General features: G+C 55.4%; 13 protein-coding genes and 1 pseudogene. 7 read left to right on the top strand and 7 right to left on the bottom strand.

Annotated elements, in window-relative coordinates; translation table 11 throughout:
- Nucleotides 1-36 precede the first annotated feature (36 nt).
- Genes BJF95_RS05200 through BJF95_RS05185 form a run of 4 tightly spaced genes read right to left on the bottom strand, consistent with a single transcriptional unit; the run spans nucleotide 37 to nucleotide 3646 of the window.
- Nucleotides 37-621, bottom strand: coding sequence for an amino acid synthesis family protein (locus BJF95_RS05200; RefSeq protein WP_075638416.1), 585 nt, complete (start codon nucleotides 619-621; stop codon nucleotides 37-39).
- A complete protein-coding gene (locus BJF95_RS05195; RefSeq protein ID WP_075638415.1) occupies nucleotides 618-1202 on the bottom strand; it encodes an amino acid synthesis family protein in 585 nt (194 codons plus the stop codon). The genes BJF95_RS05200 and BJF95_RS05195 overlap by 4 nt, the downstream gene beginning before the upstream one ends.
- Nucleotides 1195-2184, bottom strand: coding sequence for a UPF0280 family protein (locus BJF95_RS05190; RefSeq protein WP_245297235.1), 990 nt, complete (start codon nucleotides 2182-2184; stop codon nucleotides 1195-1197). Before BJF95_RS05190 ends, BJF95_RS05195 begins: the two co-directional genes overlap by 8 nt.
- A complete protein-coding gene (locus BJF95_RS05185) occupies nucleotides 2156-3646 on the bottom strand; it encodes a 6-hydroxynicotinate reductase (protein WP_075638414.1) in 1491 nt (496 codons plus the stop codon). The genes BJF95_RS05190 and BJF95_RS05185 overlap by 29 nt, the downstream gene beginning before the upstream one ends.
- Nucleotides 3647-3840: 194 nt before the next feature.
- Between BJF95_RS05185 and BJF95_RS05180 the strand changes: the two genes are divergently transcribed.
- A complete protein-coding gene (locus BJF95_RS05180) occupies nucleotides 3841-4320 on the top strand; it encodes a MarR family winged helix-turn-helix transcriptional regulator (protein WP_083638701.1) in 480 nt (159 codons plus the stop codon).
- 14 nt (nucleotides 4321-4334) lie between these two features.
- On the opposite strand, the gene BJF95_RS05175 is transcribed toward BJF95_RS05180, so the two are convergent.
- Together BJF95_RS05175 and BJF95_RS05170 are read right to left on the bottom strand one after the other, a co-directional pair.
- A complete protein-coding gene (locus BJF95_RS05175) occupies nucleotides 4335-5168 on the bottom strand; it encodes a ferredoxin--NADP reductase (protein ID WP_075638480.1) in 834 nt (277 codons plus the stop codon).
- Nucleotides 5169-5220: 52 nt separating this feature from the next.
- On the bottom strand, nucleotides 5221-5688 hold the full coding sequence (locus tag BJF95_RS05170) for a MarR family winged helix-turn-helix transcriptional regulator (RefSeq protein ID WP_245297234.1): 468 nt from the start codon (nucleotides 5686-5688) through the stop codon (nucleotides 5221-5223).
- 344 nt (nucleotides 5689-6032) lie between these two features.
- On the opposite strand from BJF95_RS05170, the gene BJF95_RS05165 reads away from it, so the two are divergent.
- From BJF95_RS05165 to BJF95_RS05150, 4 genes are all read left to right on the top strand, one after another.
- Nucleotides 6033-7220 (top strand): ABC transporter substrate-binding protein, encoded by a 1188-nt coding sequence (locus tag BJF95_RS05165; protein WP_075638412.1) that lies wholly within the window; start codon nucleotides 6033-6035, stop codon nucleotides 7218-7220.
- A 145-nt stretch (nucleotides 7221-7365) separates the two neighbouring features.
- Entirely contained in the window at nucleotides 7366-9261 is a 1896-nt protein-coding gene (locus BJF95_RS05160; protein ID WP_083638700.1) for an ABC transporter permease, read from the top strand.
- A complete protein-coding gene (locus tag BJF95_RS05155) occupies nucleotides 9258-10046 on the top strand; it encodes an ABC transporter ATP-binding protein (protein ID WP_075638410.1) in 789 nt (262 codons plus the stop codon). The genes BJF95_RS05160 and BJF95_RS05155 overlap by 4 nt, the downstream gene beginning before the upstream one ends.
- Nucleotides 10043-10747 (top strand): ABC transporter ATP-binding protein, encoded by a 705-nt coding sequence (locus tag BJF95_RS05150; RefSeq protein WP_075638409.1) that lies wholly within the window; start codon nucleotides 10043-10045, stop codon nucleotides 10745-10747. The genes BJF95_RS05155 and BJF95_RS05150 overlap by 4 nt, the downstream gene beginning before the upstream one ends.
- A gap of 129 nt (nucleotides 10748-10876) precedes the next feature.
- Here the strand turns inward: BJF95_RS05150 and BJF95_RS05145 are convergent, their stop codons facing one another.
- Nucleotides 10877-12394, bottom strand: a complete 1518-nt coding sequence (locus tag BJF95_RS05145; protein WP_075638408.1) for an ABC-F family ATP-binding cassette domain-containing protein — start codon at nucleotides 12392-12394, stop codon at nucleotides 10877-10879.
- 551 nt (nucleotides 12395-12945) lie between these two features.
- Between BJF95_RS05145 and BJF95_RS05135 the strand changes: the two genes are divergently transcribed.
- Together BJF95_RS05135 and BJF95_RS24325 are read left to right on the top strand one after the other, a co-directional pair.
- Nucleotides 12946-13092 (top strand): DUF1127 domain-containing protein, encoded by a 147-nt coding sequence (locus BJF95_RS05135; protein ID WP_075638406.1) that lies wholly within the window; start codon nucleotides 12946-12948, stop codon nucleotides 13090-13092.
- A 765-nt stretch (nucleotides 13093-13857) separates the two neighbouring features.
- Nucleotides 13858-14464, top strand: a pseudogene (locus BJF95_RS24325) (transposase); the annotation flags it as partial.

The raw sequence follows: 14464 nt of genomic DNA, 5'->3' as shown, positions 1-14464 counted from the left end.
GGTCATCCCAATAACCTCATCTGTCCCGGCAGATTTTCACCGCAACCCGTCCCGGCCCTCAATTTCGGACACTTGCAGCCCGCCAATACGCGGCAAAGGCCTGCCGCTATCAGTCAAGGCCACCGCCACCATGATTTCGTCGGCGCGGGGGCTGTCGTTGATAGAGATGCGCATGGCATCGAAATGGCTGCGCACATAGGCAGCGTCTTTGTGGCCCAGCGGCACATCCAGCACCTGCCCCGGACCGCCCATCGCCTTGGAAGATGGCACAAGGGCCGCGCCTTTTTCCACCGCATCGCGCAAAGGCTTGCCCAAGGCTGGGTGCAAAATGGCAGCAGCATGCTCCAGCTCGCCATGTTCGCCCACCATCGCGGCCTTGCCATAACTCTCGGCTTTTGCGGGTGAAATGCCCAAGGCGTCTACGCAACGCTTGCCCAGCAATCCGCCAAGCTCGGCCCCGATCTCGATCAGCTCCGACAAGTCCTCTTGATAACGCCCGGCGTAAGGATTGCGAATAATCGCCACCGCACAGGCTTTGCGGGTGGCCGGGGCAATGTCCTTGCCCATCTCGCGCCGGGTTTCATCCACAAAGGTCACAAGCTTGCGGATCTGCGCTTTCATCGCAATCCGTCCTCGCCCTTGATGTCCGCCGCATTGAGGCCGCCGACGCGGGCATGGATGCGGCTGCCGGTGGTCATGACCAGGATAAACGCCAGTTCATTGGCGCGTGGACCATCGGGCACACCCACTTCCATGGCGTCAAAGTGGCTGCGCACATAGGATGCGTTGATGTGGGTGATTGGCACATCCAGACGGGTGCCGGGGCCGCCAACCTTCTTGGTGGATGGTACAATGGCTTTCGCATTGCCCAACACATCGCGCATGGCATAGCCGCCCGGCGCATGCCACAGTGCGCCGTGTTCCAGTTCCCCTGCCTGACCAATAATAGAGCCCTTGCCATAGCCCTGAATGGCCTTGGCATCGCCGCCGAGAGCGTTCAAAAGGCGGGTTGCCATTTCAAGACCCAAGGGCTCAAGATCTTTCATGAAATCGGCTATGTCTTCGTGGTAGCTGCCAGCAAAAGGATTTTCGATCACGGCAATCACCGCGCCGCGCTTCAAAGGCACCTCCGACACGGGACCGCCTTCGTGGAAAATGTCTTCAACAATGGTCAGGACTTTGCGGATTTTGGGTTCAGGCATAGTGTCTTTCCTCCAGGATAAAAGCTGCCGCCTTCGAGCTAAGCATGGGAATGGGTTTGGGCGTAACAATACGCGACCGCCCTTTGAGAAAAAGCGCGCACCGCGCCATCAGCCCTTGCGCCATGAAATGGCGGGCGAGCGCTTCACCAGCGTTAAGCGCTTGCGCGATATCGTCGTCATCAAGCGCGCCGCAGGCGGTCACCACCAGCCGCTCGCCCAGATCGCTATCGTCCTTGATGCTATTGGCCGCAGCCCGCACAATTGCGGCGTGGCCGGGTAGATCCACGGCATTGCCAATCAAGGTCGCCGCCGCATCGGCCATCGCCGCTGAGCGGGCAATGACCGTGACGCTATCGGCAATGCCCATGGATAGGCTGCGGCCACCGCGCCCGGATGTGGCAATGCCCCGGTTTGGTTCCTGACCACTCACCCGAAAACGCCCCAGGGCCGAGCCGGATTCATCAGCAATGCCAATCTCGAATGCTTCCTCGCCCGCCAGATGCAGCGCAATATCGCCACCATTGTTGACATAAAGCCGGGATGGCCGATCATCACCTTGGCAAGCGGACAGAATGGCACTGACAATTTCATCGGCAACAGAACCCGCCACAGCCGCCATGGGTGTGATGAAATGGTGATTTGAAAAATGCGCCACAGCATCGACCATGCGCTGCGCAACCGGCGAGCTTGGGCGCGGATTTGCCGCAAGATGGGGCATTTTCAGCAAGCTCAGTTCACCCACAAGCTCATCAAGCACCGTTGCAAACCGAGCATAGGCCGCCTGAAAAGAGAGGGCACGCTGGCGCTGCACGGCGGCATTGCCGACGTGGTCGCGATCGCCAACGCCAATCACCAGATCAATCGGGCCGTGCTGCAAATGCAGCCGTCCATTGCGGTCTCCATCCAGATAAGATGCTGCTATGCTGCCATTCATCCGCTGATCTTTCGCTTGCTCACGCACCCCACCGAAAATTCGTCTCATCCATCGGCCAGGGCGCATCACTTTGCCGGAAAATGCGCCGCTCTGCCTGCATTAACGCCTCTTCCAGCGGCACAATTGCCTCCATATGGCCGCCAAGCGCTCGGTAATCCTCAAGCCGCATGGTAAATTCAATCGGGGCAACAATGGCAGGGGTTGGCACATAGCCAAAGCTGTTCGATGGCATTTTGCTCACGTCAGCCATCACGGTGATACCGCCGCCGGGCCACAGATAGGCAGGCGCACCGCCGCAGGTGACATTGGTCAGCGCTTGCCGCACCGAATTGGTCAACCGCACCGGATTGGTGGTCACGCCTGCCCGCAGGCTGCCGCCAGCGCCGCCCATAAATAACACCGACACCATGGCCGGTTCGCAGTTCTCGGCAACAATGGCCACTGTTTCTTCCACGGCACTTGGCAAAACATCCTGTTTGATCGGACAAAGAGCATCATCCAGCACGTAATAGCCATATTGCTCGCCCGTGGTCGAAACCATCAACAAGCGCAGGCCCGGATAGGCAATTTTGGGGTCAAAATCGCCCAGAATATCCAGCGGATCGGAAATATTGGTGCCGCCCCAGCCGGTGCCCGGCTCTGCCACCTGAAAATAGCGCCCCGGCGTGGAGCGTCGGCCTTTAATTTTAATGCCTGTGGGTGCAACATCGAGCAGCTTGCCCGCCTGATGCTCGGAGAGGACGCCGGTAATATGGTCATCCACCACCACCACCTCATCGACCATATCTTTCCATTGGCGCGCAAAAATGCCAATGGTGGCCGAGCCGCAGCCAACCCGCATGCGCTCTTCCGGCGTGCCATTGATGATGGGGGCGGCCCCAGCTTTCAGCAGCAGCGTCGCGCCGCCATCCACTACCATTTCCAGTTGTTCACCATTGCAAAGGCGCATCAGCGTGTCACAGGTCACACGGCCCTCTTTTTTCGAGCCGCCCGTAAGATGATGCACACCGCCCAGCGAGAGCATTTGCGAGCCATATTCACCGGTGGTGACATGGCCCACGGCCTCGCCATCGACCCGCACCAGCGCCGTCTCCGGCCCGATGAAACGATCCGTGTCGATTTTAACCTTCGCACCGCAATAGGAAAAAATGCCCTCGGTCACAACCGTGACCATATCAACGCCATTTTGCTTTTGCGAAACAATGAAGGGCGCTGGCTTATAATCAGGATAGGTGGTCCCTGCACCAACCGCCGTGATAAAGGTTGATCCGGCGTGCACAAGATCGCCATCCCAATCAGCACTGTCGTCGGGCAGGAAGGGGACAATTTTGCCACCCTCAGATGCGGTTTTCTCGATCACAGTAAACGGATCAACCCGCACCAGATCACCGCCATGATTGGCATAGCGATCACACGCGCCAGACCTGCCATCGGCGATGTAGCACATTACCGGACAGGCATCGCATCGGATTTTGCCGTTTATTGCATTGGCGACTGGCTGCGTAACCATAACCTGCTCCCGATTATGACGATATCGGATCGTCCGCCGTGTTCCCGTTCATCGTTTTCGATGATATTGTTTGTATACGAATGACTATCCACGGACGAAAAGGAATGTCAAGAGAGAGTCCATCCAATCGCGCCGACCATTTGATTGACAATTCAGACCAAGCCGATAAACGACGCCCAACACAGTGAGGAGACATGTCCAACAACCACAGCAGCACGGATACGGATCAGCAACCGGGCAGCGTTACGCTGACAGACCGGCTTGAGACCTATCGTGTCGACCGGCAAATCGGCTTTTATCTTCGCCAGGCCAACCAGCGCCATGTGGCCCTGTTTGGCGAACACATGAGCGAGCGCCTCACAACTACCCAATGGGCGGCACTGACCAAGCTCAGAGACATCGGCCCGACCTCGCAAAATCAGCTGGGCCGCGATACGGCCATGGATGTGGCCACCATCAAAGGTGTGGTGGATCGACTGGTGGCGCGCGGCTATGTCTGCTCAAGCCCAGACCCCAACGACGGCCGTCGTCTGCTGCTCAGCGTGACCAAGGATGGCGAGGACGTCATTCAACGCAACCTTGCCAGTGCGCTGGCAGTGACCGACGCAACCCTGGCCCCCCTGACCTCCGGCGAACAGATGATGCTGATTGAGCTTTTGAAGAAGATCTGTTGAGAGGGCCTGGCCTCTCAACCCACAAAGGCGCGCTCAACCACAAAACTCGCGGGCGCATTGTTGGCCCCCTCGACCAGGCCAAATCCTTCCAAAATTGATTTTGTCTCATTGATCATCGCCATAGAGCCGCAAATCATGGCGCGATCCACCTCCGGGTTCATCGATGGCACACCAAGATCAGCAAACAGCTTGCCGCTGCGCATCAGGTCCGTCACCCGCCCCATGCGCTCAAACACCTGCCGGGTTGTGGTGGTATGGAGCCGCAAGCGACCAGCTGCCATTTCTCCAACCAGAGGATCTTCCATGAGATTGGCAACCAGCTCCGTTATATAGGTCAGCTCGGCAATGTCGCGGCAGGTTTGCACGACAATCACGTCCTCAAACTTCTCATAGGTTTCCGGGTCGCGCACCAGACTGGCAAAAGGGGCAACGCCCGTGCCGGTGGACAGCATGTAAAGCCGCTTTCCGGGTGTCAGCGCATCCAGCACCAGCGTGCCCGTCGGCTTTTTGCGCATCAAAACGGTATCACCGGGCTTGATCCGCTGCAAATGCTCGGTCAGTGGGCCATTTTCGACCTTGATCGAGAAAAACTCGATCTCGTCATCCCAGGATGGGCTGGCAATGGAATAGGCCCGAAACACCGGCTTATCAGCGTTTGGCAGGCCAATCATCACAAACTCGCCAGAGCGAAACCGAAAGCTTGCGGGACGGCTGATGCGAAAGCGAAACAGCCTGTCGGTGTAATGCTGCACATCCAGCACAGTCTCAGCAAACACATTGTCAGGGATGGCAAAGGCGGGCGCTGCATTCGGAGCAATATTTGGCGGAGCAATGTTTGGATTGGTCATCATGGTCCCCTTATGATTTTCATTTGTATACGAATGAAAATCATAAATTTTGTCAATCGTCTTCCAATTCCTTTGCATCACTTTTTTGCTCATCCGGCTCGTCCAGCAGCCGCTTGAGCAGATAAATCAGGGCGACACGCTCGGCCGGGTTTAGCGATCCCATGGTCAGTTCGGAAATGGTTTGCGCACTGGGAACCATATTATCGAGCAAGGCGTCAGCCTCCGGGGTCAAGGCCATGATAACCTTGCGGCCATCCTGCTCATCGCGTGCCAGTGAAATCAATCCCCGCGCGGTCAGGCGCTCGATAATGCCGCGAATGGTGCCTTGATCGATGGCGGTTGCCCGCACCAGCTCGCTTTGTGAGCTTGGGCCCCTGTCGCGCAGCACGCACAGCGTCATAAATTGCACCGAGGTCATGCTCGGATCAAAGGCATTCTCTTGAAAAATGGCCAGATGCCGCTGATAAACCCGCCGCAGGAGATGGCCAACCTGTTCTGTCACGTTGTACGCTGCGTTCATGCCTTTGCCCTCTTCGCCCATAAATCGGCGCATAAAATAGAGTACACACCCTAAATAGCGCGAATTTATGTGATGCGAAATCGGGCATTTCGATCATTGCGTCAAAAAATGTGCAAAAAATATCTTGCTTTTAGAGTGGGTACACTCGAATATGCCTTTAGCGGGTCGCACAAAAACAAAAAGAAGCGCCGCACCGCCCTATAAAAATAAAGGCTGTTATAAGGTCTGGAGTTGTCGGGGAAAAGGAATTGTCGTTTATCTCCGAAGACAAACTCATAAAAGGAACCGTGAGCCCGTTTGGTTCTCGCTGAACCCGACAGCTCTAAGCCAGAGAGAGAACAGTGATGAAGCGCATTTTGGCCGTCATGGGAACGGCTCTGAGCCTTTGCGCCGGAGCAAATGCATCTGCTGCCGATATTAAAATTGGCGAAATCAATAGCTATTCTGGACTTCCTGCCTTCACCGAGCCCTATAAAAAGGGTTGGGAAATGGCGGTTGATGAAATCAATGCCGCAGGCGGCATCCACGGCAACAAGCTTGTGGTGATCTCCAAGGATGATGGCGGCAAGCCGGGCGATGCCATCACCGCCGCCAATGAACTGGTTTCCAAAGACGGCGTTGTGATGATTTCCGGATCATTCTTCTCCAACATCGGCCTGGCGGTCTCGTCTTTTGCCCAGCAAAAGAAAATCTTCTATCTGGCGGGCGAACCGCTGACCGATGCGATGACCTGGTCGAAGGGCAATGATTATACCTTCCGCTTGCGTCCATCCAATTATGTGCAGGCCGCCATGCTGGCAACGGAAGCCGCAAAGCTGCCCGCCAAGCGCTGGGCCACCATTGCCCCCAATTATGAATATGGTCAAAGTGCTGTTGCCGTTTTCAAAGAGCTTTTGAAAAAAGCCCGGCCTGATGTGGAATTCGTGGCCGAGCAATGGCCACCACAGGGCAAGATTGATGCGGGATCGGTGGCGCAAGCCATTGAAGCGGCAAAGCCGGACGCCATTCTCAATGTTACCTTTGGTGCAGATCTGGTCAAACTGGTGCGTGAGGGCACAACGCGCGGCTTGTTCAAGGATCGCTCGGTTGTCTCGTTTTTGACCGGCGAGCCGGAATATCTTGATCCGCTGAAGGGCGACACGCCAACCGGCTGGATTGTCACCGGCTATCCTTGGGACAAGGTCACAATTGCCGAGCACAAGGCATTTCTGGATGCCTATCAGAAGCGCTATAATGACTATCCACGTCTCGGCTCCGTGGTGGGCTACACGCTGATCAAATCAGCCGCAGCCATCCTCACCAAAGCCAACTCCACAGACACCGATGCTTTGATTGCCGCCGCCAAGGGTATTGCAGTCGATACGCCCTTTGGACCCATCACCTACCGTGCTGCCGACCATCAATCAACGCTTGGGGCCTTTGTTGGCAAAACTGCTCTGGTCGATGGCAAAGGCACCATGGTGGATTTCAAATATGAAAGTGGTGCAGACTTCCTGCCAAGCGAAGCGGATGCCGCAAAAATGCGCCCTTGATGGAAAGCTGCCGCGCCCCTGATGGGATCGTGGGCGCGGCACGCCTCTCAATCTGGCTTTTCTGCCGCAGCGTTTGAGACCACGCTCTCATGCGGCAGAGCAACCATCCACTTTCGCGCCAACATATCCGGGGAAGGAACCTCTCTTGGATCTCTATTTCGCACAATTCCTGACCGGACTTGCGAATGCCGCCTCGCTGTTTCTGGTGGCCAGCGGCCTATCGCTGATTTTTGGCGTGACCCGCATTGTCAATTTTGCCCATGCCGCCTTCTACATGCTGGGTGCCTATCTGGCCTATAGCCTGACAACCCGCTGGGAGAGCGCTCTGGGCTTTTGGGCCGCGCTGCTGGTTGCCGCCGCCATTGTGGCCGCAGTTGGAACGGTGATTGAAATGTTATTGCTCCGGCGCATCTACCATGCACCGGAATTATTGCAGCTTTTGGCAACCTTTGGTGTGACGCTGATCATCGAAGATCTGGTTCGGCTTATCTGGGGGCCGGAAGATCTGGTGGGGCCACGGGCACCTGGCCTTGAAGGCGCATTCAACGTGTTTGGTCATCAGCTACCGGTCTATGATTTTGTGCTGATTGGCCTGGGGCCAGCCGTGCTTGGTGGGTTATGGTTGCTGCTCAACCGCACCCGCTGGGGCACGCTGGTGCGGGCCGCAACCCAGGACCGCGATATGGTCAATGCGTTGGGCGTTAATCAAAAATGGTTGTTTACCAGTGTGTTTGCGCTGGGCGTTTTTCTGGCCGCCTTTGGTGGAGGCCTGCAAATCCCGCGCGATGCGGTCAGCCACTTTATGGATCTCTCAGTGATTACCGAGGTTTTCGTGGTTGTTGTCATTGGCGGGCTTGGCAGCATTCCCGGCGCGTTTTTGGCAGCAGTGATTGTATCTGAGCTGAACGCCTTTGGTATTTTGGTTATGCCGGGCATTTCGCTGGTGTTGATTTTCATTGTCATGGCGGTGGTGCTGGTGGTGCGCCCCTTCGGCCTGTTGGGCAAGCCCATGCCCAAATCACGCACCAATCTGGTGACGTCCGCGGTCTGGAAGCCCCTTGGCACAAGCGCGCGCCTTGCGGCGGCGGTCTTGGCCATTGCCATGGTCTGCTTGCCGCTGGTGCTGGGCAGCTATGGCATCGGCGTGGCAGCCGAAGTGATGATCGCCGTGACCTTTGCCATCAGCTTGCAATTTTTGATGTCGGTGGGCGGGCTGGATTCCTTTGGCCATGCCGCCGGTCTGGGGCTTGGTGCCTATGGCGCGGCTTTGTCGGTGCGGTATTTTGCTTTACCAATGGAATTGGCGCTGTTCGTTGGTCCGCTTCTCGCCGTTGCCGTCTCAGCCATTGCAGGTTGGTTTTGTGTTCGGCTTTCCAATATCTATTTCGCCATGCTGACATTGGCGTTTGCGCAGATTGTCTGGTCGGTTGCTTTCCAATGGGTGGATGTCACCGGCGGCGATAATGGCATCATCGGCGTGTGGCCATCCGCCTGGGCCAGCAGCGCGCAAGCCTTTTATTGGTTGACGTTGGCCGCCGCCGTGCTCACCATTGGCGTCTTTCGCCACCTCACCTTTTCGCCGTTTGGTTATGCGTTGCGGGCGCTGAAAGATTCACCCATGCGGTCGGCATCCGTGGGTCTTTCCCAGCAAAAGGTGCAGCATCTGGCCTTCACCATCAGCGCTTTGTTTGCTGGCTTGGCTGGCGCTCTGCTGGCCTTTCAAAAAGGCAGCGTTTTTCCCGACAGCCTTGGCATTTCCACCTCAATTGACGCCCTGGTCATGGTCCTGCTGGGCGGTTTTGGAACAGTATCGGGCAGCGTGGTCGGCGCGGTGGTTTACAAAACCGCATCCATCTGGCTGATGAGCAATACCGATTATCCGCGTCTGATCCTGGGCGTACTGATCATCACGCTGGTCATTGCCTTCCCAGAGGGTATTGTCGGCACGGGCGCACGGCTGATGCGCTGGTGGCAATCGAGAATGACGATGGCCAAAACCATTCGCCAGCCCCAAGGCCAACGTCAGGGAGATGTGGCATGAGCGCACAGTTACCCCTTCTGTCTGTCGAAAGCTTGAGCAAGAGCTATCAAGGTGTGCATGCCGTGCGCGGCGTATCGTTTCAGGTGCAGCGCGGTGAATTGCTGGCCATGATTGGCCCCAACGGAGCCGGAAAAAGCAGCTGTTTCAACATGATGAACGGCCAGATCCGTCCCAGTGCAGGACGGGTGATGATTGAGGGTGTCGATACCACGCACTATTCCCCGCAGAAAATCTTTCGCCTTGGCGTTGGCCGCACATTCCAGATTGCCGAGACATATCTGTCGATGACGGTGCGTGAAAATGTGCAAATGGTGCTGCAATCCCATCGAAAGGGTGGCTTAAGCCTCTCAGCCTTTTTCGGTCGGCTTGGCGCACTCTACCGCGACGATGCCATGGCGCTTTTGGCCCTGATTGGCCTTGATCATCAGGCTGAACGGCTCTGTCGCGAATTGCCTTATGGCGATGTGAAGCGGCTGGAGCTGGCTATTGCGCTGGCTGGCGAGCCAAAATTGCTGCTGATGGATGAGCCAGCCGCAGGTATGGCCGCCAAAGAGCGTGTGGCATTGATGGAGCTGACGGCAAAGGTTGTGCGTGAGCGGCACATTGGCGTGCTCTTTACCGAACACGATATGGATATTGTGTTTGAACACGCCACCCGCGTGATCGTGCTCAACCGTGGCGAAATTATCGCCACCGGCACCCCCAATGCCGTGCGGGCCGATCCGCAGGTGCAGGCGGTTTATCTCGGCTCTGGAGCCTTATATTCCCATGGAGAGGCGCATTGATGCTCAGTATTTCCGGGTTAAACAGCTGGTATGGTCCGGCCCATATTCTCTTTGGCGTAGATCTTGAGGTGAGCGCTGGCGAAGTTGTGGCTCTGCTTGGCCGCAATGGCGCTGGCAAATCCACCACCTTTAAATCCATCATTGGCCTTTTGGCCCGCAAAACCGGCACAATCCGCTTTCAAAACGATGACATCACCGCCCTGCAACCCTTTGAGATTGCTCGCAAAGGGCTTGGCTACGTGCCGGAAGAGCGCCGGATTTTCACCGAACTCACCGTTGAGGAAAATCTGGAAGTGGGCCGCCAGCCAGCCCGTGGCAAAAATGCAATTTGGACGCCTGAGCGGGTTTACGAGATTTTTCCCAACCTCGCTGAAATGCGCAAACGCCCCGGCGGTGCCATGAGCGGCGGTGAACAGCAAATGCTAACCATTGCCCGTACCTTGATGGGCAATCCGTATCTGGTGCTTCTCGACGAACCATCGGAAGGCATTTCACCAAAAATTGTCGAGCAAATGGCGCAGGCCATCACGATCATGAAGCAATCCGGCATTTCCGTTCTTTTGTCTGAACAGAACCTGCCTTTCGCCCGCCTGATCTCTGATCGTGCCTATGTGCTGGAAAACGGCACAGTGCAATTTTCAGGCACAATCAAGCAGCTCACCGAGCGCGATGACATTCGCACGGCCTATCTCGCTCTTTAGAGTTATCAGCGATAAAGCGGACTCCGGAGAACAAACGAAAACGAAGAAATCTAGGGTCCATGAGAGAGGAATGTAAAAATATGCCAAAAGCACAATGGCAGGCAAAAGCCCGCCATTGCGCGAACCGGCCTAGGTCAATTGAAGAAAAAACGCATCCGGGCTGTCCACTTCGATCAGCCGTTTGCGATCTATCATCCAAAACCGGTTGGCAACGGCATGGACAAAATATCGATCATGGGAAACAAGCAAGCAGCTTGCCCCTTTGGTGCATAATTCCTGTTCCAGAGCCTCTTGTCCCTCAATATCAAGATGGTTGGTCGGCTCATCCAGTACGAAAAAATTGGGGTCGGCCAAGCGCAAGATCAGCATGGCCAGCCGCGCTTTCTGCCCTCCCGACAAGCGATCAATCGCTCGAGATTGCATATCGAGGTTGATGCCAGCACCGGCAAGCAATGTTCGCGCCTTTTGGTCTCCAATATCATAGCGGTTGACAATCGCTCCCATCGGCGTGTCGCTGCCTCGCAGATTGCTCAAACCCTGATCAATTGTGCCAAGGACAAGAGACGGCGTTGCTTTGATGCCGGCACCCTGGTGGTCCGGCCGCTCAATCGCGCCGCGCAACAGACTGATGAAGCTCGATTTTCCGGCACCATTGCCACCCAGCAAAACAATGCGGTCGCCTTGGCGGATAAATTGCTGGCCGGTTTTAAAAAGCAATCGTCCGTCAGGTGTGCATACCTCCACATTGTCCAAAGTCACGAGAACTTTCGCATGGGTTCCGCTGTTCGTGAGCCTGATCGCACCGGCAGAACGCTCCTGATAAGCCGGTTTTGCCGCCCCTTCCAGCTTATCAGCCCGCTCCTTCAGTTGTTTGGTTTTAATCACCAGCAAATCGCTGCCAGAGTTCATGCCAATATTTTTCAGCTTTGCTGCCTGTCGGCGCAATTGGTCGGCGGTTCTCATATCGCGCTCAAACTGCCTTGCATCGGTGGCATCCACGCGCGCTAACTCGGTCCGCGCGCGGGAATAGGGCAGAGAAAAGAGCGGGCTTTGCTGCTGACGCAGGAAAAGCGTTTTGTTGGTCACTGAATCCAAAAAGCCCCGGTCATGACTGGCAATAATCACAGGCACATCTCTTTGTAATGCATTGAGCCAGCTTTCCAGCGCCGCGATCTTGCCAAGATCAAGGTGGTTTGTTGGCTCATCCATCATCAAGACATCTGGCTCTGCAACCCAGACATGGGCCAACATCATCATTCTTTGCCAACCACCACTGAGCGCCTTCACCTGCTGGCATCGAAGCGCCTCTGGCACATCCAGCATGTCCAGCACAATGTCCACCCGCCAGCTTTCCGTCTCCATCTGCTCTGGGCTAAGAGCAGAGAGAACCGCATCATAAAAAGAAAGGGAATGCAGGGCTAAAGGCACATTTTGCTCAACGTAACCGACAATAAGCCCACGGGTCCTTGTAATCTCACCCTCGCTTGGCTCAACTGTACCAGCGATACATTGCAAAAGCGTAGACTTTCCACCGCCATTGGCGGCAACGAGCCCAATACGGTCTCCCGCATTGATCGTAAAGTGGAGGTTGGAAAACAGCGGTTGGGCGCGCACAACGCCAAGATTGCGAATAGTGATAAGCGACATTTTGGTCTCTGCTCATGTCCGCATGGTTGCGCTGCACATGGCAAAGCCACAGCGCGACACCAATCAAATGCGGTGAAAACCCATTGCCAGCAGCTCAAGCATAGCAGCTTAAGCGCCAGCGCCACAAAGGGCAGACCAGAAACGTCTTAAACGAGATGTGGTCAGCCCTGCAAACGCATCTGCAGGGCATTGACGGGGCCACGTTGCTGGTAGAACCGGCAATAAAAATTATACACGTGACCCTCCTTTCTCTCAATTGGTTGCACAGCGATCTTAACGGCGTGATTTTTGGGTTGCAAGGATTTTTAGATGATATGCCAGCAATCATCCCAAGGTGCCCGCACAAGATGATCCCCTGAGTGACAAATCTTGTGCGATGAAGCTTGAATAAGATTACCGCGCAGGCATCGCTATGCATATATTGCATAGCGGGCGTGAGGTCTTGTGCCTTATCAACAAGGGCGTGAAAGCCTATATTCAAATCATCGAAACGACGTTGGAACTGAAGCAAAGTTGCTGGCGTCACAGAGGACCTTGAAAAGGGGATCATTATGAACGTAGCTCGCTCTTTCAATACATGGCGCAAATATCGTCAAACCGTCACCGAACTGGACCGTATGAGCTCGCGTGAGCTTCAGGATCTCGGCATCAACCGTGCCGATATTCGCAGCGTTGCTCGCGCATCCGCCGCTCGTTAAACGCTAGCGCCATAAATTGAGTGCTTGATAGCAATGCCCGCCAACAACGCGGGCGTTTTTGCGTTTTCCATGCCTGCAGTTTGACAAGATAGAGAGATGGACTTTTTTTGCATATCTGCACTGCAACAAAGTCTATTTTCTAAGCGAAAAAATAAGCTATCTTCAATCCCAACGAAGCAATGTACCTCCTCCCGCAAAGCTTCGGTTTCAGACGCTCCTCTCCTCCTCCCTAGGGACGTCTGATGGAACAACAGCACTCCTCCTCCCAGCTGCTGTTCGGTTCTTTTCGAAAAGCCTGCCGCACCTCCTCCCGCGGCAGGCTTTTTCGCTTTCAGAACCGCACAGTTCAAAGACCCAACTCAAGCCGCTATTTTCGCTCCCAGTTCTGTGCCGAGCGGTGAAGAGGTGGCGCTCACACGAAGAGATAAAGCCAATCTCTCGCAGCAACGTTCGAGCGAAACCGCTCGCGCTCGACACCTCCGCTTTGCGACACCCCGCCTATTCATGATTGCCTCTAGACGCTGCATATCTCTAGGTGGCACAAGCCATCAGTTTATTTGGAACGTGAAAACGATAAAAGCCCCTAAATTTCAGCTTGGTTGTGCTTGAAAGACCGGAACCTGCGGCTTGATGGTTTTGGCACCTCACTACTCGGCGGATTGGGTTTGGGGATCTTTGTCGTTATGACGTGCCCCCCATAAATTATGCCATTTAGACCTGGAATTTTCCACTTATGATGCCTGCAGGGCAGAAGAGGAGAATTCGATGAAAGCCTCGAAGTTTACGGAAGTGCAGATTGCATTTGTGTTGAAGCAGGCGGCGGATGGAACATCGGTTGGCGATGTTTGCCGCAAGGCTGGAATATCTGATGCGACATTCTATAACTGGCGTAAGAAATATGCAGGACTGATGCCCTCGGAGATGAAGCGCCTGCGCCAACTCGAAGAGGAGAACGCCAAGCTAAAGCGGATCGTTGCCGACCTTTCGCTAAACAAAGCTATGCTTCAGGACGTTTTGTCAAAAAAGCTCTGAGGCCTGCTCGCAAACGTCAGCTTCTCGACACAATCAAAGCGGATTGGAAGGTCTCAATCCGGCGTGCATGCGCCGTCTTAAAGATCGACCGGTCCCTTTACGTCTACAAGTCCAAACGCGGCGATCAGGCCGAACTGAAGCTGAAGATCAAGGATCTCTGTCAGACGCGAGTGCGCTATGGCTATCGTCGTGTGCATGTCCTGATCAGGCGTGACGGGTGGCCCGTGTACCCAAAGCGAATCTACCGCCTTTACAAGGGCATGGGCCTCCAGCTTCGCAACAAGGTTCCGAAGAGACGTGTCAAGGCGAAGCTGCGGGCTGACCGCACCGCACCTGCACA

Source organism: Rhizobium oryziradicis, assembly GCF_001939045.1.
Classification (GTDB): Bacteria; Pseudomonadota; Alphaproteobacteria; order Rhizobiales; family Rhizobiaceae; genus Allorhizobium; species Allorhizobium oryziradicis.
The sequence above is the reverse complement of the archived record's forward strand: the minus strand, read 5'-3'. Positions and strand labels throughout refer to the sequence as shown.